The sequence below is a fragment of the Mucilaginibacter sp. Mucisp86 genome, from assembly GCF_047324315.1.
GTDB lineage: Bacteria > Bacteroidota > Bacteroidia > Sphingobacteriales > Sphingobacteriaceae > Mucilaginibacter.
This window is the reverse complement of sequence record NZ_CP168503.1, coordinates 4,855,579-4,878,000: the sequence shown is the minus strand read 5'-3', so window position 1 is coordinate 4,878,000 and position 22,422 is coordinate 4,855,579. Positions and strand designations below refer to the sequence as shown.

The following is a 22,422-nucleotide window of genomic DNA, read 5'->3' as shown; positions in this document are numbered from 1 at the left end:
TCTGACAAAGATTCAGGCGCGTTACCGAATATATCAGCTATCAGGGTCTTCGCGGATGTAACGTATTTTTTTATAGCTTTGAATTTAATTGGCTAAAACATCCCTATTCTCTTAATAATAATCCAACTATTGTCGATATTCAACGTATACAAAGTTCACTGAAATTTTATATGATTTAAATATAAAAAAACTAATGCAGCCCAGGGACCGCATTACGGCTTAAATAAACAAAACACGGAGTTTTTATCCGTTTTTCAAGTGCTGCCGAACTATCATTTATGAAATCTACATTATTTACGCAAATCCTTAACCTTTCCATATTTTGCTTTTTACTTTCATCGTGTTACCAACCACAGCAGGTTAATCCTAAAAAAATTACAGTTTGCATTCAAAATATAAATGGGAAGTATAAATTGTACCGTAATGGAAAACCGTTTTTCATCAAAGGGGCTTCGGGCTCTACAAACCTGAAACAATTGGCAGCGGCAGGAGGCAATACTATAAGAGTTTGGGACACATTAAACTTAGGCAGCGTCCTGGACTCGGCTCAAGCCAATCATTTAGCAGTAGTAGTGGGTTTGCCAATGCCCTCAAGCGAAAGTCTTGAAGATTTTTATAATACCCCTAAGGCTAATGTTTATGCAGCTAAAATTGCCGGTATAGTTGAGCGGTTCAAAAATCACCCGGCGTTATTGAGTTGGTGCCTGGGTAACGAACTTGCATTTCCTAATAAACCAAAGTACAACCGATTTTATGCAACGTTCAATGGTATCGTCGATATGATTCACGAGAAGGATCCTAATCATCCGGTGACGACGACAATTATGAGCTTCCAAAAGAAAAACATCTTCAATATCAGGCTACGTACAAAAATCGACTTTATATCATTCAATATTTTCGGTTCTATTCAAACATTGAAAGATGATCTCAAAAATTTCAAGTGGTTTTGGAGTGGACCATTCTTAATTACAGAATGGGGTATCGAAGGTCCCTGGCTTGCAGAAAACCGAAATGCATGGGGAGCTTATATTGAAAGTACAAGTACAAAAAAGGCAGAAGAATACCTTACTAATTACCAAAAGTATATGCCAGCAAATGATCCGGGATTTTTGGGATCGATGGTATTTTATTGGGGACAGAAACAGGAACTGACACCTACGTGGTTCAGTATGTTTGACGAAAACGGTGCCGAAACCGAAGCCGTTCAGGTTATGCGGTACATCTGGACCGGGAAGAAAACAACAAGCGACGCCCCTGCACTAAAATACATGCTGCTAGATGGAAAGGGCGCAAGGGACAATATTTTATTTCAACCTGCCATAACCGTTAACAGCAAAGTATATTTTGAAAGCACTGATACAGCCGGCTTAACATTTAAATGGAAAATATTTCATGAGGACTGGTTTAAACCCAACGGCACTTTTAATGAAAAAAAACCGAAAGAAATAGAGAATTTAATCATCAGGCAACATGGATCCGATTTAAGCTTTAAGGTACCCGGCAAAGAAGGGCCTTATCGGATATTGGTTTATGTGTATAATCAAAAGGGAGTTTTTGCCACTTCCAATACACCTTTTTATGTATTAAAAAATCCATGAAGAACAATTTAATTAAACCGCCCAGCAAATTACAGCTGCTTTATTTAAGGTTGATGATTCTCATCGGCGTGTTCTGCATGCTTTTTTTCACATACAGCCTGTTCAAAAAATCGGTTATTGGTTATAAGCCGCTTTACTGGCTGTTAATGTCGACCTTTATATACACGTTTTTCAAAATATTATATGAGTGGTACCATTACTGGTCAATAAGCGTTCCCACTACCCCGCCACTAACAAAACAATATACGGTAGATATATTTACTACTTTTTGCGCAGGTGAGCCATATGAAATGATTGTTGAAACGCTTACCGCTATTCAGGCTATACATTATCCGCATCAGGCATACCTATGTGACGAAGCCAATGATCCGTATTTAAAGTCAGTGTGTCAGGAACTGGGAGTTCACCATATTACGCGAACTAAAAAGATAAATGCAAAAGCCGGCAACATCAACAATGCATTGGCTCAGTCATCCGGAGAACTGTGCGTTATCCTTGACCCGGATCACGTACCGACACCCGATTTTCTTGATCCGATAGTCGCACATTTCGACAATCCAGAAATTGGTTATGTGCAAATAGTACAAGCTTACTATAACCAGCGAATCGGATGGATAGCTAAAGGCGCGGCACAACAAACCTACCAGTTTTACGGGCCCATGATGATGTGCATGAACAGCTATGGAACCGTTCAGGCCATAGGTGCCAATTGTACTTTCAGGCGCACGGCATTAGAGTCGATTGGCGGCCACGCCGCCGGGCTCGCAGAAGATATGCATACAGCAATGCAGCTGCATGCACGCAAATGGAAATCCATTTATGTCCCGGCAGTATTGACAAGGGGGCTCGTTCCGGCTACTCTATCTGCCTATTATAAGCAGCAATTAAAATGGTCGAGAGGGGTTTTTGAGCTCCTGGTTACTTCCTATGTTCAGCTATTTAAAAAATTTACCTGGCGGCAAAAGCTCCACTATGGTCTTTTACCATTGTTTTACTTGTCAGGTTTTGTATTTCTTATTAATTTCCTGATTCCTGTAATATCCCTTTTTATGGATGTGTTTCCGTTAAGGATGGATTTTTCGGATTTTTTGGTTATTAGCGCCCCTTTTATAACCGCAGTTATCCTGATCAGACATTTTGTGCAGCAATGGGTAATGGAAGACAATGAGCGGGGATTTCACGTAGTTGGGGGATTATTGCTTATTGGTACCTGGTGGGTATTTATCTTGGGATTTATTTACACCCTCATCAGAAAGGATGTACCTTATATTGCAACCCCCAAGGATGTTAAGGATGAAAAAAACTTAAGATACAACCTTCCTAATATCGTAGTATTAGCAGTTTCCATTGCCGCTATTGCGTACGGCCTTAATGACGACTGGAGTCCGTTTACGCTTTTCATGGCCGGGATAGTCAGCCTCAATTGCTTGTTCATGATCTTTATGCTAATAGCAAGTTCGGAGCTAAAGTTCCAGGGATACGTGGGTAAGCACGCTACATTATTTAGTATGGTTTCGCAAGTGCAGAATGCCAAAAAACATTTTTGGTTGTTGCGACGAAGAATATACGGCGGTGTAAGGAAATTGAGCCTGATTCTTACAGTATTAGCAGTCTGTTTAAGCATATACGCCTCGCGAAATTCAGATGAAGATTCGGCCAGCGTGGTTAAAGGCCCTTCTTTAATATCTTATCATACTGCTCAAAAAGATCTTCTAACCGATACTGTAACCAATGTGGAAGATGAGGTAAAAGCTCAGGAACAAATATTGGCAAACCCTTCATTTTTCACATCTGTTAAAGGTGTGATCTATTCTAAAGGAAACCACTGGTACAAAAACATAACTCCGCTCACAAAAAAGATCATCATCAACGACTTTGATGACATGAGCCAAGCGGGAGTAAATACTATCAAAATATACGGGCCTAATATCTATGACCGCTCCATTTTTGAAGCTGCGGATAAAAAGAACTTAAAAATACACTATAGTTTCTGGATGCCGGACCCGCCAAACTTTCTAAATGATACCAGCTACTTAAAAGAGCAAACTGCCGTTATTCTTAAAATCGTAAACAAAAACAAATCAAATCCTCAAATTAGTGCCTGGAACCTGGGCAACAATAGCTATCAGCAACTGGCTCAATATTATAAAGGGGCACAACTGCGGCAGGCTCAACAGCATTATATTAGTTTTTTAAAACCTTTGGTAAAGGCAATCAAACAGGCTGCCCCAACCAGGCCATTAACAGTTGATCTATTGTCGTCGTCGTCACTTGGCGCAACTATGAGCTTATTACATGAGCAGATACCCCAAATCGACGCGTTTGGATTGATCATTAGTAATAAGCACGCATTAAAATTTGTTAAAGCAGATCTTAAAGTTCCTTTTTTCTTTAGCAGCGCCGATCCTACGGCCCTTGCGGGCAAAGAACCTTCCGGCGGGGCTTTTTATGCCAATTGGCAGGATCAACAAAGCGGCGTAGCTATTACACTTGACGGTTTAAAAGACATATGGGGCCGAAATAAACCCTACCTGTATAATATAAGCAAGCGCTGGCACGGCAATGTGACCGACTATGATTTGCCTCATGTTAAAATATTAAAACCGGCATTAACAACCACTCCCGGCTCCTCGTTGACTTACAACGCCCTCATTTATTCATATAACAAATGGAATATAGCGGGTTATTTAAAAAACGACTTGAAATTTGAATGGTACCTGATCAAAACAGACAACTGGGGCAATGCTACCGACATGAAAAAGTTAGGGGACGGACCGAGTATAAATGTTATAATCCCACAAAACGACGACAGGTACAGAATATATCTCGTTGCTGCCAAAGGTAATAACATGACCGACGACTATACCACTTTAAATACACCTCTTCAAAATTAATTGTTAAGTGAAAAAGACAACCTCTAAAGTTTATATAGCAGTAGGCCTGGGCATATTATTCGCAGCTATACTGCTTCTAAACATGCGTTTTTCTTTTAAGAGTTATTTGGTGAATAGTTACTACCGTAGCAACGAGCAGGTATTAGCTGTATTTGATCCAACCAACTTAAACAAGTCCCAAGCTGTCAAACCTATCTCGTGTTACCGAGGGGTATTAACAAATACCGCGTTATGGTCAAACTATGGAGATTTAGAAACAGCGTTAACTAAGGGAGACGTATTGATCACTTTAGAAACCTGGCTTAAAGGTCCTGATTATGCAAACAATGTTTTAACGGAAGTACTTAAGGGCCGATTTGATAATCAGTTCAATAAATTGGCCGCTATAGTAGCTAAAAGCAACGACAAAGTATTTATTCGCTGGAATCCTGATATGGAAGTGCCTGCCGGTGTTTACCCATGGCAATTTAAATCTCCTGATGATTATATTAATTCATTCAATTATTTTTCAAGAAAAATAAAAACCTACGCTCCAGATGTGCAAATTGTTTGGGGGCCTTCAGGATATCCTGGTGATACTGAATATTGGCCGGGAAACAAAACTGTTGATTATGAAAGCATAACACTTGGCAGTTGGTCTGAACTCACTACTAACTTTTACCCGCATGACCAAACAACCGCTGCCATGTTAAAGCACAAGCTGCACCGCCTGCGATTTATTGGCAAGCCAGTGTTAATTATGGGTAGTGATAAGGGCAAAACGGATTTTCAATACAGTTGGCTAAATGAACAAAAGAATTTAGTTACAACCTACAGCAGTACTATTTATAGCAAAAGCAATTATACAGACAGCATTAAGGCAAAACCCAATCGAACCTCATTAAAAATCGGTGTGTTTGACCCAAACAAACGCCTGCTTAACCAACCGGAAATTAACGTAGAGCACATTTTTACCGATTGGGGCGAACTGGAACGGGGTGATTTTGAGAAAAAATTCACAGAGGCTATTAGTCGCCACCACGAGGTAATTGTAACCATGGAGCCCTGGCGGGATATAACCGGCAAACCCGACACTGCCGTTTTAGAGAGCATATTAAAGGGGCGCTATAACGAACAGATCAAAAAACTATTTGCCATAATTTCTGCTACCAACACCACAGTTTACCTGCGATGGATGCATGAGATGGAAATTCCGATACACCGGTATGCATGGCAAAGTCAGGAGCCGGTTACCTATATCAACGCCTTTAGATATTTTATGCAGTTTAATGGAGGTCCAGGTAAAAATGTCAAAAAGGTATGGGGGCCTGCCGGCGATCGTGGTTCTGCTGATTTTTGGCCAGGGAGCGATGTCGTGGATTTTATCAGTATAGCCATTTATGGTTTGCCGGATAAAAACATTACCGACCCGGAGAAACAGGAAGCCTTTAGCACCATATTCAACAGAAAATATTTCAGGATGAGATTTCTTGATAAACCCTTATTTATAACCGAGTTTGGTGTAAAAGGATCAGAAAGCTTCCAGGACAAATGGCTTATTGACGCAGCAAAAACAATAAATGCCAATCCTCACGTATTTGGCGTTTGCTATTTTAATCTGTATGACAATCCTAAAGCCTGGGGCAATATTAAAGCTCCGGATTGGAGTATCAGCCAACAATCCATGATCAAATTTTGTAACCTTCTTAAAAAGTAAGGCATTTGTAAACATCAGGGTACTTTGCGAGTTTAAGTTAATCCACAAAAACATGTTACCGTTTAATTAGCATGGCGTGTTGTTTTGCCCCTCTGGGCAATGTCATTAAGTTAAGAGTTTTAAAGGCTGCACCAGAGGTGCAAAAGGTTTGTAGAAATAGTGTCTTGTCCGGAAATGGGTTTACATTAAAGTAAACACAGTGGAAAAGATCATTATTAAAGAACATCGACATTACCCAGATTCATTTAAGCATTCAGTTATCAAAGAATATTTATCAGGAGAAATCGGTTACAGAGCCTTGTTAAAGAAACATGATATTAAAAGCAGTGGCAGCATTGCACGTTGGATGCGGCAATTAGGCTATACAAAAATTCCTGAAAAAGCCAGATATTTGCCCTTAATAACCCCAGCATCCTTGCCCGTTAAAAAAGTAAATAAAGATCAGTCATCAGATTTCTTGTCGCAAGACCAGCGAATTAAGGAACTCGAACGCCTGCTGGAAGATGAACAACTTCGCAGTGAAGCCTATCGGCGCATGATCGAGATCGCCGAAAAAGAATTGAATATTCCTATTCGAAAAAAGTCGGATACCAGGTAATCCATGAGATGAGAGACATGTATACAAGGGTCGGCCTTGTACGTTTATGTCGGTTACTTGGTATTACCCGTCAGGCCTACTATCAGCACTTTTGGCGGGAGGAAGCCTCGGGAATAGAATCGGCGCTTGTTTTGCAGGAGGTTATAAGTCTTCGCAAAGACCATAGGGTGATGGGGGGACGAAAGCTTTATGAAAAGATCCATCCATTTCTGCTTGATCATCAGATCAAAATTGGACGAGATGCCTTTTTCGATCTATTAGCTGCCAATGGGTTACTGGTAAAAAAGCGACGCAAGCGGCATATAACCACCTGGTCAAGGCACAGATTCAATAGATGGCCGAATATCATCCGGGGGCTAAAGGTGGTAAGGCCTAATCAATTATGGGTGAGTGATATCACCTATTGGAAAGCAAGCGATGAGCATTTGTATATCAGTTTAATAACGGATGCCTATTCTCATAAAGTTGTTGGCTATCATTTGGCAGACTCCCTGGAGACGGTGGAAACAATAAAAGCGTTGGAAATGGCAATTAAAGGAATACCTGCAGGCTTACCTTATTCGCTGATACATCATTCAGATCGCGGTGTTCAATATTGCAGTGATAGTTATGTAAAGTTATTACAGGACAATGCTATTCAAATCAGTATGACCGAGAATGGCGATCCTCTTGAGAACGCAGTTGCCGAACGGATGAACGGCATATTAAAAGAAGAATATCTTAAACATGAGGTTGCTGATAATAAGGATCAGGCGAAGGAACTACTTGATCGGGCTATCAATCTTTACAATCAACACCGGCCTCACTTTAGCATTGGACTACTAACACCTGAGAGTGTACATAGCCTCGGTCTGCCAACTGAAAAATTATGGAAGAACTATTATCATAAAAATAGTAACATTGTAAACGTATCTCAGGACATTATCAAACCTGTAAATACATAACAGGATTATCTTAAAACCTGTAAACTTTTTTTAGGACGAGACACCTTTTTGCCCCTGCACAGATGCTTTAGGGGGACGTTCAACAAATCGAAAATCTTCCGGAGCTGTGTCATTATATTAAGAAAATCCCCCAGAGGGGGAACAGGTTTGTAGCACATAATATACCGAGAATAACCGTGCCAGAGGTACGAAACACCGGAGCTGTGTACCTCTGGCACACTAAAAAATCCAATCTGTGTTTATTTCTACAAACCTTTTGCACCTCTGGTGCAGCCTCTAAAACTCTTAACTTAATGTCATTGCAAGCTGAGCCATCACCCAGTCATTCTTTAAGCACTCTTTATACTAATTTTTGATTGGAGCACCTTAATACCCTAATCCGGTTAAATTGCTGCAGTAAGATGGGAAAGACATTGTAGACCACATTGCCTATCACAATTAATAATGCCAACAGATAATGCCCCTGTACAATCGCAATACCGCTTGTGAGCAGGAAAAATATAAAGCAAATAAAATGAAACCGTTCATACATCATAATGGTGCCGAGATACCTTTGAGGGTCTACGCTTTTTAGCATGCCCCGGTAGGCGGGATTGTTCTTTCTTCCTATGCGGTTTGCGAAATCTCCATGCTGAACAAACTTACGAATAACCCTCACCCCTAAACGCTCATAAATTTTTGTATTATGGCTTAACTGGATCCTGTAGAAAAAACGTTGAGAGAGAAACGCCGGGATAATGCTTAAACCTATAAACAGGTAAAACCAAACAGATAAGCCGTTTGCAACCCAATAAAAAAGCACTGCTGCAAAGCCAAGTATCGTCCAGAAGAAATTAATAAACTGGTTCATTGTTTAATTAGCCCGTATACTAAGATCGTTATTCTAAACTTCAATTTAAACTGTAAGCTTTATAGACAGCTCTACTAATAATTTAAAATGCCCCCGGCCATTTAACTACATAACAAAGTCGTTACAAAAATTCGCTATTTTTCTCTCCCACCTCCAAAACCCTAAGGTTATATTTGTACTACCTGAATTAGAGAGCTTTAATACCCCTACGGACCCTACGTCTGCCAAAGCCTGTCATCGATGGGCTTTTGTATTTTTTATATTACAATTTATTTTTTTGTTAAGATCAATTTAACTTTGAGGCATAAGTTATTTTAATAGGGGTATTAAATAACTAATATTGCGGCCATGCTTCAACAGGAGCATGGCTTTTTTTATGAACTATCTCCTGAAGCCATACTAAGCAATAAACGCAGTATACCTACTTCATTTCCAGCAATCAAAAGAAAAAGCGTAAAAAAACAAAAGCCCCAAAGCGCTCGCCGCCGGGACTTTTTCCTAAACCTTATCACAATGAGACTTAGGAAGTCTCAGATGCGCAAATATGCGGATTTAATCTTTAATTAAACCATTTCTAAACTAAAAAGAACAAGGAAATTACAATAAGCGAAGCGCGGAATAACCAGAAAGTATAAACTGATACCATAACAAAAACAACAATAGGCTTCCTAAAAAAGGCAGCCTATTGTTGTTTGGGGTTATATACAGTTCAGTTACAAAGGATTATTTCAACTCCAATATAATTTGCCTAACTATTTATAATCCGGGTTCTGAATAAGTACCCCGCCGCTCTTGTCAATTTCGGTTTGCGGAAGCGGCCAATGGTAAAACTTATCCTCAAAATGATAATTGATAAGGGAAGATACCACAGCGTTAAGTACCGGCCCTGCAATGTGCCACCTTAACAGGTCGTAATGGCGCAGGCCTTCAAAAGCAAGCTCAACGCGGCGCTCGTGCCTGATACGTGCGCGCATCTGGTCTTTGGTATATCCGGCCGGATAAGCAGGCATGTTTACGCGTGCGCGCAAATCGGCCATTGCTTTATAAACTGTTGCGTCCGGCCCTGAAATTTCATTTTGCGCTTCTGCATACATCAGCATTACCTCGCCTAAACGTAAAATAACTGCATCCTGCTGACTAAGCGTTGAAAAGCCGTAAGGTATGTTATTAGGTTCGAGGAATTTGATAATTCCGTAGCCTGTAGGCCTCAGGTTTGAAGGATGGTGAACCTTGCCGGGGCCAAAATATACCGAATCGGCATATACTGTTTTGGCCAACCTTGGATCGCGGTTTTTGAACTGATTTTTGGTATCAGTTAGTGGCGAAGTACCATATGGCTGTCCATCAGTACACTCATAGGCGTCTACCATATTTTGCATTGGTGCACAGGCATCCCAGTCACCATAATACATATCCCATGGGGCTGTGTTGTTTGGCGCCAAAAAGTTAACCGAAAACATGATCTCGGTATTGTTTTTCTGGGTAGCATCCCTGAAAATATCCTCAAAATTGGTGCTTAGTTTGTACTGGCCCATTAAATCCAAACAAAGGTCCCTTACCTGGGTGAGCATGGTAGCATCAGGGGTGCCGGTGCTTCCAAATGCGGCAAACAATAAAACCCTTGCTTTTAGCGCTTTTGCAGATGACGCGGCCGCATGACCACCATTGGCGTAATAAGCATTGGTGCTCAAGTTAGCAATACCATAATCCAGATCGGCAGTGATTTGGGCAAGTACCTGCGCCGCAGGCACTTTAGGTTGTTTTTGATTACTCAAATCAAGTGGTTGTGTTACCAATGGAACATCGCCGTAAATGCTATATAACTGAAAATAAAGAAAGGCGCGGATAAACCTTACTTCGCCTTCATAAATTTTACGCTGGCTGTCAGAAATATCGGAGCCTTTGTAGTTACCTAAATTTTGCAGAAAAAGGTTTACCCTTGTAATACCCACATAACTATCGTTATAAATAGCGGTTTCGTAACCACCGGTGGTAGGGTTAAAGTTACCTTGCACAAAATCTTTAGCTGCACCCGAATTGAATTGGTTATAGCCATTATCGGTAAACCCGTCCCTAAAGCCCATACCGTAAGAAAATTCTTCGGTTTGAAGCGAGGCGTAAACAGCTGCCAAAGCCGCGTCAAAATCGGCCTTCGTTTTATAGAATGTTGAAGTGGCAATCTGATCGTTAGGGTTAAGATCAAGCGCCTTTTTACATGCGCCTAAAAACAGCGATGTAATTAATATGATGGTTAATATAATTCGATTTTTCATGTGGCTAATTAAAAGGAAACGTTCAAACCAAAAGAGTAGATTTTATTTTGCGGATATTGCACCTGGTCGCCGCTGCCATAACGTTCAGGATCAAGACCTTTAAATTTGGTTATGGTTAACAGGTTATCGCCTGCGAAATAAACCCTTAACCGGTTGATACCTACTTTTTTGGTAAGTTGCGAAGGCAGAGTATAACCAAACACAAGGTTTTTAAGCCTCAAATACGATGCATCCTGCAGGAAGTATGATGACCTGCGACCAATTTTATCAGGTGCGCTTTGGCCAAAATAAAGACGTGGCATAGTGGTTGAAGGGTGCTCAGGTGTCCAGGCATTTAACCAATCGGTAGTTGGTGACGAGCCTTGTACAAATGGGATGGTACCCCATCCTGACACATAAGATTTAACGCCGTAAACGCCCTGCATCATGGCCGACAAATCAAAGCCCTTAAAGCTGGCTGATAAGTTAAATGAGTAATTTAATTTAGGATAAACACCGCCAATTACAGTTTTGTCATTCTGATCTATTTTACCGTCACCGTTTACGTCTTTATATTTTAAATCTCCTGGCAGAGTAGAGTCAGAAAATTGCTTTGGAGAATTGGCTACCTCTTGTGCCGACTGGAATATCCCAACAACCTGCAGCATGTAGAACGAGTTCCATGGCAGCCCATTTTGGTTTATAGTATAGTCGCCAATTTCTGTCTGACCAAATTTTACCAACTTGTTGCGGTTATGATCAACGTTTGCACCCACGTTAAAAGCCAAACCTCTTAAAGCGCCATCGGTTATTACATTATTGTATGATACCCCGAGCTCAATACCCCTGTTATTAACCGAACCATCATTAATAGTTGGGGCACTTAGGCCAACAGCGGCAGTAACCTGCGCCTGCCTTAAAATGTCAGATGTTGTTTTATTATACCAATCAGCAGTTAAGTTGAAATTTTTGAAAACCGTAATATCCAAACCAACATCGGTCATGGTAGTGGTTTCCCATTTAATAGCCGGATTGTTCAGATTCTGCTGGGCTACACCGGTTACCAATGTCGAGTTGTCAAAGGAGTAGTTGCCGGTGAAATTCAATAAGGCCTGATATGGATAGTTGGCTCCATAGCCATTCATAACTATATTTTGATTGCCCAGTTGCCCCCATGAACCTCTTACTTTAAAATTATCCAGCCAGGTTAAATTCATGGCTTTTACAACAGGCTCTTCGGTAACGCGCCAGCCCGCTGAAAACGATGGGAATACCCCCCATTTATTTTTACCGGCAAATTTTGAACTTCCGTCATCACGAATATTGCCCTCTAAAAGATAACGCCCTTTATAATCGTAATTTACACGACCGAAATAAGACATCAAGGCCCATTGATTACTGGTTCCGTTTGCGTTTTGAATGTCAGAACCGCCTGCGTTTAACTCCTGCAGATCCAGGTCGGCAAAGTTTTTACGATATCCTGATAGGTATTGATATTTACTTTGTTCAATGCTGTAACCAAATTGCGCTTTAATGTTATGACCATGAAAGTTGTGCGCATAGTTCAGGTAGCTGAACAGGTTGGTATATACGGTTTGCTCGTCCTGGTCCGTTAAACCTTTACCGAGGTCAAGAGATGTTGCAAATTGATTTGTCCTGAAGTTATACTCGTCAAGCGTGGCTTTAAAATCTTTGTACTTGTCCATGTTAAAGTTCACCGCACCTTTGGTATACCATGAAATGTCTTTAGTAAACTGAACCTCAAACCAACCCTGGGCGTTTACAGCATAATCATTAGTAACCCTTCTGAAGTTTTGATCAAGTACAGCTATAGGGTTTTTATTATTGTATTCAAAATCATAAGCCTTATAGGTATACCTTCCGCTGCCATCAGATAAGTAAGGGCCATACGTTGGCGCCTGAGACATAGCTGAAAGGAAGAGATCCATTGAAGAGCCGTCCCATTGTGTTGGCGACGAAGGGTTACCGGCTACAGCACCCCTGGTACCTGATTTTAACAATACGTTGGTACCAAATTTTATATGATCATTGATCTTTGAAGTTAAGTTGATACGTCCGCTATATCGTTTATAATCGAAGCCTCTTTCAATACCATCCTGGTTAACATAGCCAAATGATACATTATAGGTAGTTTTCTCTGTACCGCCGCTAAATGTCAGGTTATGATTTTGTGTTACAGCAGTTCTGAATATCAGGCTTAGCCAATCGGTATTAGGATACTTTACCCTGTCTGTGGCATTACGGTACAGATCGATCTGGTCTTGCGGATAAAGCGACCCCGGGTCTGTTGTTCCGCTATTGATGCGCGCCTGGTTAAACATCTCCATATATTGAGCCGAGTTGGTCACCAGTTTAAACATCTTGGTCGGGCTGTTGTATCCTAAATTACCATCATAAGTAACAGACATTTGCCCGGCTTTACCCTGTTTGGTTGTTACCAATACAACGCCATTAGCTGCCCTTGAACCATATATAGATGCGGATGCGGCGTCTTTCAAAACTGATACATTATCGATATCAGTTGGGTTAAGATCGCTGAAGTTCCCGGGAACACCATCAATCAACACTAACGGATCGGAACCAGCACCACTGAATGTACTGTTACCACGAATACGGATAGATACAGCCTCATTTCCCGGCTCGCCCGAACCTGTGTTGATCTGAACACCTGGTGCCAGGCCTTCGAGCATAGAAGCCGTATTAACAACAGGGCGCTTATTCAATGTTTCGCCGGATACCGATGATACCGCACCTGTAAGGTTCGCTTTCTTTTGCGTACCGTAACCAACCACTACAATTTCATTAAGTGCAGATGTTTGCTCTTTAAGCGTTACATCAATTTTGGTTTGATTACCTACCGGTACCTCCTGGCTAACAAAACCCACAAAGCTGAATACCAATACCGCATTATTGTCATTTACGGTAACGGTATAATTACCATCAATATTGGTTTGTACGCCTGTGTTGGTGCCCTTAACCTTTACTGTAACACCCGGTAAAGACACACCTTTCTGATCTTTTACCGTACCGGTGATGGTTATTGCCTGTACCGGTTTCTTTTCGGCGGGTTTGGGTGTAACTACAATAGTGGTATTATTAATTACATAACTAAAAGGCTGATCACGGAAGCATTGCTGCAATGCTTCTTCCAACCCGGCATCTTTAAGGTCGACATTTACAGGCTGGGCCTTTTTCAGCATTTTGGAATTGTATAACACGCTGTATCCGCTTTGCCTGTGGATATCTTTCAGCGTTTCCACAAGCGAAGCGTTATTTTTATTAAGGCTAATCTTTTGTGCAAAAGTGGTTGAGGCACTTACCTGAAGTATCGAAACCAGACACAAAAAGAACGACAATTTCATGATCAGAAATAATTTTGATACGGCACGGGGTATCTGCCCGCGCTTTAATGCAGTAGAATTTTTGTACATTTGAATGTTAGGTTAAATAACTGGTTGTGAGAAAAATGATCGTTAACTGACCTGATTGCTACCCGTAGCATTGAACCAGGGGCGGTGCGAACGCTCCTGGTTACTTCTTTTTGGGGATAGCATTATATAAGTATGAGGTTACTTCATAATGATAACCCTCCTTCCTTCAATTTTATAGTGGATACTACCGGTAAGCTTGATATTATCAAGCAATTCTTTAATATCTTTATATTTTGATATGGTGCCGCCAAATTCATTTTCCTGAACCTGGGTGTCCTGATATTCAATATCCACGTCATACCAGCGGCTTACCTGCTTCATTATATTTATTATGCTTTGATCATGAAATATAAAAAAGCCGTTTATCCAGGCCATATTGGCTTCTACATCGGCCTTTTGTACTTTTATCGATGAGCCGTTTTGACTTACGGTTCCCTCCTGTCCGGGTAAAAGCATCACAGCAGCACTGCCTTTACTCATTTTAACCGAACCTTCAAGCAAGGTGGTGGTTATGTCGGGATTATCGGTATAAGCATTAATATTGAAATGGGTGCCGAATACCTGCACCTGCGTACCATTAGCCTTAACAATAAATGGGTGGGCTTTATCTTTGGCTACCTCAAAATACGCCTCACCGTTTAATTCAATTTCGCGGTTGGCCCCTGTAAAATACTCAGGGAATTTGATTGACGACGCTGCATTGAGCTGTACTTTGGTGCCATCTTCCAACACTACCTGGTATTGGCCCCCCCGCGGTGTGGTTATGGTATTGATTTGGGGGATGGCTGCCTGCCCCTGTTCGTTTGGCTTTCTGTCAAATTTATAAACCACTAAACCGTTGGCGGCCTTGCTTACTTTTACACCCGCCCCTGCTGCCAGCTGACCGTTTTTCGCGTCGTCAAGCACTATCTTATTGCCGTTTGCCAATGTGAGGTAAGCCTTATTACTTCCGGGTAGTATTTTAGTTCCGTTTTTTGAACTGACGACATCGGCTATATTATTCGTTTTAGCAGGCTGCATGAAAAGTAAACCTGCAAGCACCGCTATACCGACCAGTGCAGCAGCAGCCCACAACCACCTGTAGCTGGTACGCTTAGGCATTAAAACAGTGGTTTCCTGCCTGCTTTCACTTAGCTTTTGCCAGATCCGTGTGCGTACCTCCAGAGGGTCGGTATCATCCTCCGTCCATACGTCATCGGGCAGTTGCATATCGTCACGGTATGCAGCCAGCAATTCTTTCTCGGCAGGAGAACATTCACCATCGAGATACTTTTGGTATAGCGCCAAAAACTCTTCTTTGCTTATCATTAAATATTATGATCTGAGGTTTACAAAAGGTAAGTGTAGATTCTACCACAGTACACACATACTTTTTTGAACTTTCTGTCACTTTCTTTAAAATTTTAAAAATTAGCGCCTCTTTTTATACATTTACCTAACCAATTATATGCTTTACACGTCCTTAACAGATGCCGAGTTGTGGAATGCCGTACGTAATAACGACGAGGTGGCATTTACTGCCCTGTTTGACAGGTATTGGGTAAGGTTGTATAAACTGGCCAAGGGTTACCTCAAAAACCAGGAAACAAGCGAAGAACTGGTACATGATATTTTTCTAAATATCTGGAACAGGCGCCAAACGCTTGAAATAGAGTCATTCCCTACGTTCATGCTTACGGCCGCACGTTACCAGGTATATAACCGTATGCGGGCTGCAAAACCCCTCACCTTAGTTTTAGGTGACTCCCATCCGGAAAACGAACCTTTTCATAACAACGAAGGCGAAGACCATTTAATTGAACAGGAACTACAACAGGAATTACAGCAATATTTGATACAGCTGCCAAAACGCTGCCAGGAGATCTTTTATTTAAGCCGGGTAAAAAACCTGTCGAACCAGGAAATAGCCGACAGCTTTGGCGTTTCTAAACGTACCGTCGAAAATCAGATCACGGTAGCATTGAAACACCTGAGAAGTTGTTTAAAATATACTTCTACAGCCGTTATTTTTTTCCGTTTGCTTCTTTTTCGTCACTAAAGCAGCCACCTACAAATGAGGTGGTAGCCGCCTAACTAAAACTCGCGGTCATTCAACTCGCTGCCCGGTAATTTTAGTTTACTCACAAAACGATTGAGATTGAAGCTAAGATTGATCAACAACACGTTGGTTTCGTAGATATAATTGGTGGTAGTATAAAAATCAACACCCGAAGTGGTAATGCGCTGCCTGGCCGAATTAAATATGCCCATATTTTGCCATAGTAAAGATGCCGACAACCTGCCATTCATGAACGTTTTCTTCACCGAAGTATTTGGAATAAAATATTGCGAGTCCTCCCCTTGTGCGGTTGGGCGTTTGGATAGATAATTTATGTTAGCTTGTGCACTCCAGGTTTTACTTAATTGAAAAGCCGTGTTCATGTTCAATGTGTAAGCCCAGCGGCGGTTGTTTATAGTAACTGGCTCACCGAGGATACGGATATCCCCGCTGATGTGATAGTTAAAGGCATTGCCCCCTACATATAGGTTCCACCATTTTTTTAGCTGAAGATTAGTACCCATTTCAGCACCAATCTGGTTGGCCGAACCTGCATTGGTATAAACACGGTTCAGAATGGTATCTGCATAAACACTGTTAAGGCGTTGGATTGGATTTTTAATATGCTGATAATAGCCCGTAACAAAAAAAGAACCGGCACTAAAACTATGGGTTATCCCCAGCTCAGCCTGATCGATAAATTCGGGAAGCAAATCGGGGTCGCCTTCCTCAAGCGTCTCCGAGTGCTCACGTTCGGGTATGGGGTTCAGCTCCAGGTTGGTGGTACGGTTAATTCGTTTACTGTAATCAGCCTTCAGTTTCCAATTGTTATTCAGGCTGTATTGCAGCAGTGCAGATGGAAACAAATTGGACAGGTTAAGCCGGTGAGGGTTCGCATCATATGAAAGGTTCACTAACCGTGTGGCGTATTCGTAGCGCAGACCAGCATTGTACTCCCATTTGCCCGATTTACCGGTATACTGACTGTAAACCGAGTTGATAATATTTTTTGCATGCAAACTACCCTGAAATTTGTTTGCATCAGGTTGCGAAGCTGGCGGTGTTACCAAATAATCAAACTGCCCATCCTGCGTATCATAGCGCAGCTGGTAGCCGCTTTCCAGTTTGCCTTTACCTATTGGTACACTATGATCAAGCCTGAAACGATAACCGGTAATGGGCCTTTTGTAAGGATTGTAAACATATTGAATAGTATCAGCAGTGTTTGGATAATACAGGTTACGGTTTTTGGTATTTCCGTACAGATCGGCATGTTCGTAAACCACCCCGGCAGCCAGTGTAGACTTATCGCCAAAAGTATGGGTGTAATCAAAATTGGCCAATGCAAAACTGCCCTCCTTGGTTTGCAGGTTTGAGTTATAATAGGTAGTATTTTTAATCAGCGCATTGTTGCCCAAATTTGATGTGGTATTATGATACAGCAAATCGGCTACGCGGTCCTGGTAGCGGTGCCCCAGGAACAGGCCACCCGAAAAGGCATCAGCGGCATTTGGCGTAAAGCTGATGGAAGCCCGGCCAGCATAATTATATTTTTTAAAACTACGTTCGCCTGCCGACGGAAACCTCGTGATGGTACCTGCAGCAAAGTTTTTGGTATAAACATCTCCTTCGCGGTAACCGGCGTTATCGTTCCGGTTATAATTGCCGCTAACAGATGCATCCCATTTACCTTTCCTGTAGTTTAGCGTAATGTCGCTGCCAAAACGTACAGGCTCGCGCGTATTCCCGAAATCGCCGGTACTGGGTAGGCCGCCCTGGGCATTCACTGTTAAAGTTACGCCATCTATGGCTCCTTTTTTTGTGATGATATTGAGCATCCCTCCCCGTCCGTCGGGATCATATTTGGCCGAGGGCGACGTCAGCACCTCGATATTCTCAACTGAATTGGCCGGTATTTGTGATAATACAGTTTGTGCGTCGGTAATAACGGGTTTGCCGTTTACGAGTATCATAAAGCTTTCAGATCCGCGCATGCTGATGTTGCCCTCTCCGTTAACTGATACTGAGGGCAAATTTTTGATCACATCAATAGCCGACCCTCCTTTGGCCGCTTCAAACTGCCCTGCCCGGTAAACCTGTTTATCTATCTTGTTAACGGCGTTCGCCTGCTTTCCTTTTACACTCACTTCATTCAGTTGTGTATTTGCCGGTTGCAATTTAAAATCGCCCAGATTGAGTTGCTGTTCTTCATTTAACCTGAGGTCCGTTTTGATGACATCATGATAACCTATAAAAGCTATTTTTAAACGATAAGCCCCTGCCCTAATCTTATCAATTTCAAAGCCTCCGTTGGTTCGGGAAAGTGTTCCTGCAACCAAAACAGAATCGCTCAAACGAAATACTGCTACACTTGCATACGCTACAGGCCGCAGGGTCTGGCCGTCGATTACCCGCCCCCTAATTCGGGCGGTTTGCGCAGAAAGAAAAATTGTGTAACAAAGCAGTACGATAAGCAGCAGCAGTTTTTTCATATTTACTGCTGTAAAATTAAAGAGGGTGGCTGCCGCAATACGGTACTATTGCCTCGATATACGGTATATTTAACCTTTAGCAATGAGCAGGTCGCGGTAAACGCCGGGTGTCAGGTTGGTAGCCGCCTTAAAAAACTTAACAAAGTGAGAAGTATCGGTGAACTGAAGGGTATGCGCTATCTCCTTTATCGATCCATTGGTTGAGGCGAGCAACGTTTTTGCTTCCAGCAGCAGACGTTCGTTGAGCATGGCTGACGGGCTTTTTCCACAAGCCTCCCGGCAAATCAGGTTAAGCCTGTTGGAGGATATGCCAAGCGTATCGGCATATTCCTGTACCCTGGTTAAACGGATACTATTGGTATACAAGAGGCTCTTAAACTTATAGTACAAAGCATGGGCCGGTGGTCGTGGTGCTTGCCTTGCAAGTGCATCTGTTTTTTCGAGCAATAAACGCAGATAGGCCGTTAAAATCTTAACATCCGCTCCGCGGCGATATTCTTCATTAAATAAAGTTAACAGCGATAGATACCCGGAATCACCGGAAAGATAGATCTGCGTATTCAGCTGGTAAATGATAGGCAGAAGATCAGCCGACAATAATTCCTCTTTAAAAAGCAATACAAATCCTTTAGGTATGCGCGTAAAATCCCAGCAATGTGTTTGCCCGGGCTTAAGAAAAAAAATCACCGGATGGCTTACTTCGTAAACGATATCATCTATCAGATGCTCTCCCGCGCCGTCGCTCAAAACAATCAGCTCAAAGTAGCCGGCATGTTTATGAGGCACCGTAGGCTTTATCACCTCTTTAAAAGGACTGATCTTCAATACCTGATCGGCACTGATCTTTGATTTAACCGGTAATATGCTCATATCTGCTCAAAGATAAGCATCATAATTACAGCTATAAGCGAATTTGTAATACAAAACCTGGAATATTGACTATATGATAAACCTCCAGCCTACTCTTAAAAATTTCAGTTCAATGACCATAACTAATATTTTTTCTTATTTTTAAATTCAAAACCGCTAAACCTTTCACAGTGAAAAAAACAATACCCATTTTTTTTATACTATTCGCATTATTTACGGGCTGCACAAAAGAACATTCAGTAAATCCGGCACCCCAAAAATTAGTAACGGTATCACTACATCCTAACTACTTAGTATTGCCACCAAGTAATTGGCAGCAGGTTTTGGGTGGCTCAGCGACATTAAAATTAACGCCACAAAACAGTGACTCTGTAACACTCTCGTCAATATCAACTACTGTAAATTTAAAAGATGTGGCCTCGTATAAGCAACAGGTAGTTGTCGGTACCTATGATGTTACACTTAATACCCAAAGTACAGCAGCAGTTGATACTTTTATAAGGTTTACATCAAAAGCAGATCATGTGCCTATCAATAAAGATGAAACCATAGATCTGGCGGCAACAACAACAGATGCCGTAATTACAATCAGCACTAAACTGATTGACAGCACAGTAACACCAACCTTTAAATTGGGCAACCAAACAACGTATAATTTGGGGAAGGCTAATGGTTATTACTTTTTATATGCCAGGGACGCGACGAGCGGCACAATAACTTTTAGCTTAAGCAATGGCTATCAATACATGAAAGACCTCACTGTTAGGGCAATGAACCAGTACGATCTCATTCCTGTATCCAATTCGTATGGGGAGCTATCGATTAAATCATACCCTTTCAACATAACTTCATCAACCAAAATCCGCATTAATTAGCCTTATCACATGAAAAAATATTTACTGCCACTTTTTGCCGGATTAACGCTGATCCTGAACAGTTGTAAAAAAAGCCAGGATAACGCCCCTCAAAATGTAGATGAACCCCAAATCTCTATTCAAAGCGTTAACTGCCCTTCATTTGTAAACAGCACCTGGGTTAATGTTTTTGGCGGAAAAGGATTATTCAAGTTTGAACTTTTGAATTCAAATAACACAGTATCCTCAACTGTAAAAGATAGTATAGATTTAACACAGTTAAGTACCTACACTAAGGACTTACCCAAAGGAACTTATAACATCTATCTATCGTCAAAAAACCAAACGAGCGTAGCCGATACGTTTATACGTTTTAATGCCCAAATTACCCGGTTAACGCTTGCCCAAAAACAGACTGCTTCATTAACCGGCACCACAAATGATGCACTCATTACTATCAATAAAAACCTGGTTGCAGCCAATAACACACCTTCGTTTAAGGCAGATTCAATAACATCGCCATTTAAATTTGCACTTATCAATGGCTATTACTACCTGTATGTTAAAGGTGGTATTGCCGGTGCAGTTACTTTTAGCGATAACGCAACCGGGCAAACCGTAACCAAAAGGCTATCAACAATTACGCTGAACCAATATAACCTTGGGGTACAGCATAATAATGGCACATTGCAGGTAATTTTCACTCCCTTTGCGTATAACAGCGTTAACGCCAGCTCAAGCACACTTTTAACGCTGAATATCAATACCAATGATTATTATTTTATAAACAGCAATGTTTATTTCATAGCTACAGACCAAAACGGCAAAGTACTTAATGCAGTAAAATATATAAATGGTACCTCAACCTTCAAATTGTCGTCCTTAACCGCTTTTGAGCAGGATAGGTTTAACTTTTTCATTGTAATTAATCCGATAATCAGTGGTTTTAACCCGAGCATAACAGGATACCTTCAGGTAAAAAAAGGAAGTGTTTATACTAACATTACTCAAGGGCTTCCTCAAAAAAACTTTACAATTCTTAAACCTCATTTAAAAAATGTTCCGGTGTTTGATAATATAGCTATGAGCACGGCAACTATTGATCGTTACATAAACAAGCTTTCGGACACGGCCTATCTTCAGCAACTCGTATACCAGGAGGGAAGTAAGCTATGGGTACAAATGCTAAGCAACAACCAGTATTCTTATAATTTTTTAACGATACCCAAAGGCACAGCCGATTTAGATGTAGACCTGCATCAGTTAACGCAAACACCGCTCGTAAAGCATGTTACAGCGCCCGGAAATTACTTCTTTTACAGTATCAATGCTAAACCCGATACTGATTATGCACAAGGCTACAGATTTTATACCATGAGCACTATTGCCAATAGCGGCGACATTTATTATCCGAGGGAAACATTTCCGGAGTACGATATTTATACCGGTTACACAATCGGGCAGTTTCAATACTCCTTTGTTTTGACAGGCAAAACCATCCCCGATCAGGCACCTGGTTTTGATGCATCATTTAGTGTAAGCGGCAATAACCTTACGAATTTTTCATCGACTTGCTCGGGGAAATTTGATTATTACCACGCCAGCTTTTTAAATGTACATGCCGGTGGCAATTTAAATGTTGAACTCTATTCACCATCGGCAGGTAATTGCAACAGCTTTGTACTTCCGGACTTTTCCCAATACCTGAATATGCCAACTTTTAATCCGGCTGCTGAAATATTAACCAATTTTGAACTTGAACAGTACAGCGGGTTTAACGAACAAAACTTCACTTATAAAAATGTGAACCGCATTTTTAGCTTTCGCAATTTTAATTGCAAGTCGATTTCAAAAGCTTTCAATTAAAAATGAGGGCAAAAAAGC

The 22,422-nt window shown here is 41.4% G+C and carries 14 protein-coding genes; 8 read left to right on the top strand and 6 right to left on the bottom strand.

Annotated features, from left to right (window positions below; all coding sequences use genetic code 11):
- The first annotated feature begins 278 nt into the window (after window positions 1-278).
- The 5 genes from ACEN9X_RS20625 to ACEN9X_RS20605 all read left to right on the top strand — a co-directional run bounded on the left by ACEN9X_RS20625 (window position 279) and on the right by ACEN9X_RS20605 (window position 7,730).
- Window positions 279-1,598, top strand: a complete 1,320-nt coding sequence (locus tag ACEN9X_RS20625; protein ID WP_413666924.1) for a glycoside hydrolase family 2 TIM barrel-domain containing protein — start codon at window positions 279-281, stop codon at window positions 1,596-1,598.
- The gene (locus tag ACEN9X_RS20620) at window positions 1,595-4,492 is read left to right on the top strand and encodes a glycosyltransferase family 2 protein (RefSeq protein ID WP_413666923.1); all 2,898 of its coding nucleotides are present in this window, start codon (window positions 1,595-1,597) and stop codon (window positions 4,490-4,492) included. Before ACEN9X_RS20625 ends, ACEN9X_RS20620 begins: the two co-directional genes overlap by 4 nt.
- Window positions 4,493-4,499: 7 nt before the next feature.
- Window positions 4,500-6,188 (top strand): hypothetical protein, encoded by a 1,689-nt coding sequence (locus tag ACEN9X_RS20615; protein ID WP_413666922.1) that lies wholly within the window; start codon window positions 4,500-4,502, stop codon window positions 6,186-6,188.
- Window positions 6,189-6,387: 199 nt separating this feature from the next.
- Window positions 6,388-6,786, top strand: coding sequence for a hypothetical protein (locus ACEN9X_RS20610; RefSeq protein ID WP_413666921.1), 399 nt, complete (start codon window positions 6,388-6,390; stop codon window positions 6,784-6,786).
- A 17-nt stretch (window positions 6,787-6,803) separates the two neighbouring features.
- The gene (locus ACEN9X_RS20605) at window positions 6,804-7,730 is read left to right on the top strand and encodes an IS3 family transposase (protein WP_413666920.1); all 927 of its coding nucleotides are present in this window, start codon (window positions 6,804-6,806) and stop codon (window positions 7,728-7,730) included.
- A gap of 340 nt (window positions 7,731-8,070) precedes the next feature.
- Here the strand turns inward: ACEN9X_RS20605 and ACEN9X_RS20600 are convergent, their stop codons facing one another.
- The 4 genes from ACEN9X_RS20600 to ACEN9X_RS20585 form a co-directional block, all read right to left on the bottom strand.
- A complete protein-coding gene (locus ACEN9X_RS20600; protein WP_413666919.1) occupies window positions 8,071-8,580 on the bottom strand; it encodes a hypothetical protein in 510 nt (169 codons plus the stop codon).
- A gap of 752 nt (window positions 8,581-9,332) precedes the next feature.
- The gene (locus ACEN9X_RS20595) at window positions 9,333-10,853 is read right to left on the bottom strand and encodes a RagB/SusD family nutrient uptake outer membrane protein (protein ID WP_413666918.1); all 1,521 of its coding nucleotides are present in this window, start codon (window positions 10,851-10,853) and stop codon (window positions 9,333-9,335) included.
- 8 nt (window positions 10,854-10,861) lie between these two features.
- Window positions 10,862-14,284: a TonB-dependent receptor gene (locus ACEN9X_RS20590; RefSeq protein WP_413666917.1), complete on the bottom strand. Its 3,423-nt coding sequence runs from the start codon at window positions 14,282-14,284 to the stop codon at window positions 10,862-10,864.
- A gap of 138 nt (window positions 14,285-14,422) precedes the next feature.
- Entirely contained in the window at window positions 14,423-15,592 is a 1,170-nt protein-coding gene (locus tag ACEN9X_RS20585) for a FecR family protein (protein WP_413666916.1), read from the bottom strand.
- 139 nt (window positions 15,593-15,731) lie between these two features.
- Here ACEN9X_RS20585 and ACEN9X_RS20580 point away from each other — a divergent pair, with 139 nt between their 5' ends.
- Window positions 15,732-16,322 carry an RNA polymerase sigma factor gene (locus ACEN9X_RS20580; protein WP_413666915.1) on the top strand — a complete coding sequence of 197 codons (591 nt, stop codon included), beginning with the start codon at window positions 15,732-15,734 and terminating at the stop codon, window positions 16,320-16,322.
- 35 nt (window positions 16,323-16,357) lie between these two features.
- On the opposite strand, the gene ACEN9X_RS20575 is transcribed toward ACEN9X_RS20580, so the two are convergent.
- Together ACEN9X_RS20575 and ACEN9X_RS20570 are read right to left on the bottom strand one after the other, a co-directional pair.
- Complete coding sequence (locus ACEN9X_RS20575; RefSeq protein ID WP_413666914.1) at window positions 16,358-18,814, bottom strand: TonB-dependent receptor domain-containing protein; 2,457 nt, start codon at window positions 18,812-18,814, stop codon at window positions 16,358-16,360.
- 69 nt (window positions 18,815-18,883) lie between these two features.
- Window positions 18,884-19,684, bottom strand: a complete 801-nt coding sequence (locus tag ACEN9X_RS20570; protein WP_413666913.1) for a helix-turn-helix domain-containing protein — start codon at window positions 19,682-19,684, stop codon at window positions 18,884-18,886.
- Window positions 19,685-19,854: 170 nt separating this feature from the next.
- Between ACEN9X_RS20570 and ACEN9X_RS20565 the strand changes: the two genes are divergently transcribed.
- Window positions 19,855-20,559 (top strand): hypothetical protein, encoded by a 705-nt coding sequence (locus tag ACEN9X_RS20565; RefSeq protein WP_413666912.1) that lies wholly within the window; start codon window positions 19,855-19,857, stop codon window positions 20,557-20,559.
- 9 nt (window positions 20,560-20,568) lie between these two features.
- Window positions 20,569-22,404 (top strand): hypothetical protein, encoded by a 1,836-nt coding sequence (locus tag ACEN9X_RS20560; protein WP_413666911.1) that lies wholly within the window; start codon window positions 20,569-20,571, stop codon window positions 22,402-22,404.
- Window positions 22,405-22,422: the final 18 nt, after the last annotated feature.

Coding starts and splice junctions, on each gene's coding strand:
- ACEN9X_RS20605 (WP_413666920.1), top strand. CDS start 6,804: ATGTATACAAGGGTCGGCCTTGTACGTTTATGTCGGTTACTTGGTATT.
- ACEN9X_RS20620 (WP_413666923.1), top strand. CDS start 1,595: ATGAAGAACAATTTAATTAAACCGCCCAGCAAATTACAGCTGCTTTAT.
- ACEN9X_RS20570 (WP_413666913.1), bottom strand. CDS start 19,684: ATGAGCATATTACCGGTTAAATCAAAGATCAGTGCCGATCAGGTATTG.
- ACEN9X_RS20590 (WP_413666917.1), bottom strand. CDS start 14,284: ATGTACAAAAATTCTACTGCATTAAAGCGCGGGCAGATACCCCGTGCC.
- ACEN9X_RS20580 (WP_413666915.1), top strand. CDS start 15,732: ATGCTTTACACGTCCTTAACAGATGCCGAGTTGTGGAATGCCGTACGT.
- ACEN9X_RS20625 (WP_413666924.1), top strand. CDS start 279: ATGAAATCTACATTATTTACGCAAATCCTTAACCTTTCCATATTTTGC.
- ACEN9X_RS20560 (WP_413666911.1), top strand. CDS start 20,569: ATGAAAAAATATTTACTGCCACTTTTTGCCGGATTAACGCTGATCCTG.
- ACEN9X_RS20600 (WP_413666919.1), bottom strand. CDS start 8,580: ATGAACCAGTTTATTAATTTCTTCTGGACGATACTTGGCTTTGCAGCA.
- ACEN9X_RS20575 (WP_413666914.1), bottom strand. CDS start 18,814: ATGAAAAAACTGCTGCTGCTTATCGTACTGCTTTGTTACACAATTTTT.
- ACEN9X_RS20585 (WP_413666916.1), bottom strand. CDS start 15,592: ATGATAAGCAAAGAAGAGTTTTTGGCGCTATACCAAAAGTATCTCGAT.
- ACEN9X_RS20595 (WP_413666918.1), bottom strand. CDS start 10,853: ATGAAAAATCGAATTATATTAACCATCATATTAATTACATCGCTGTTT.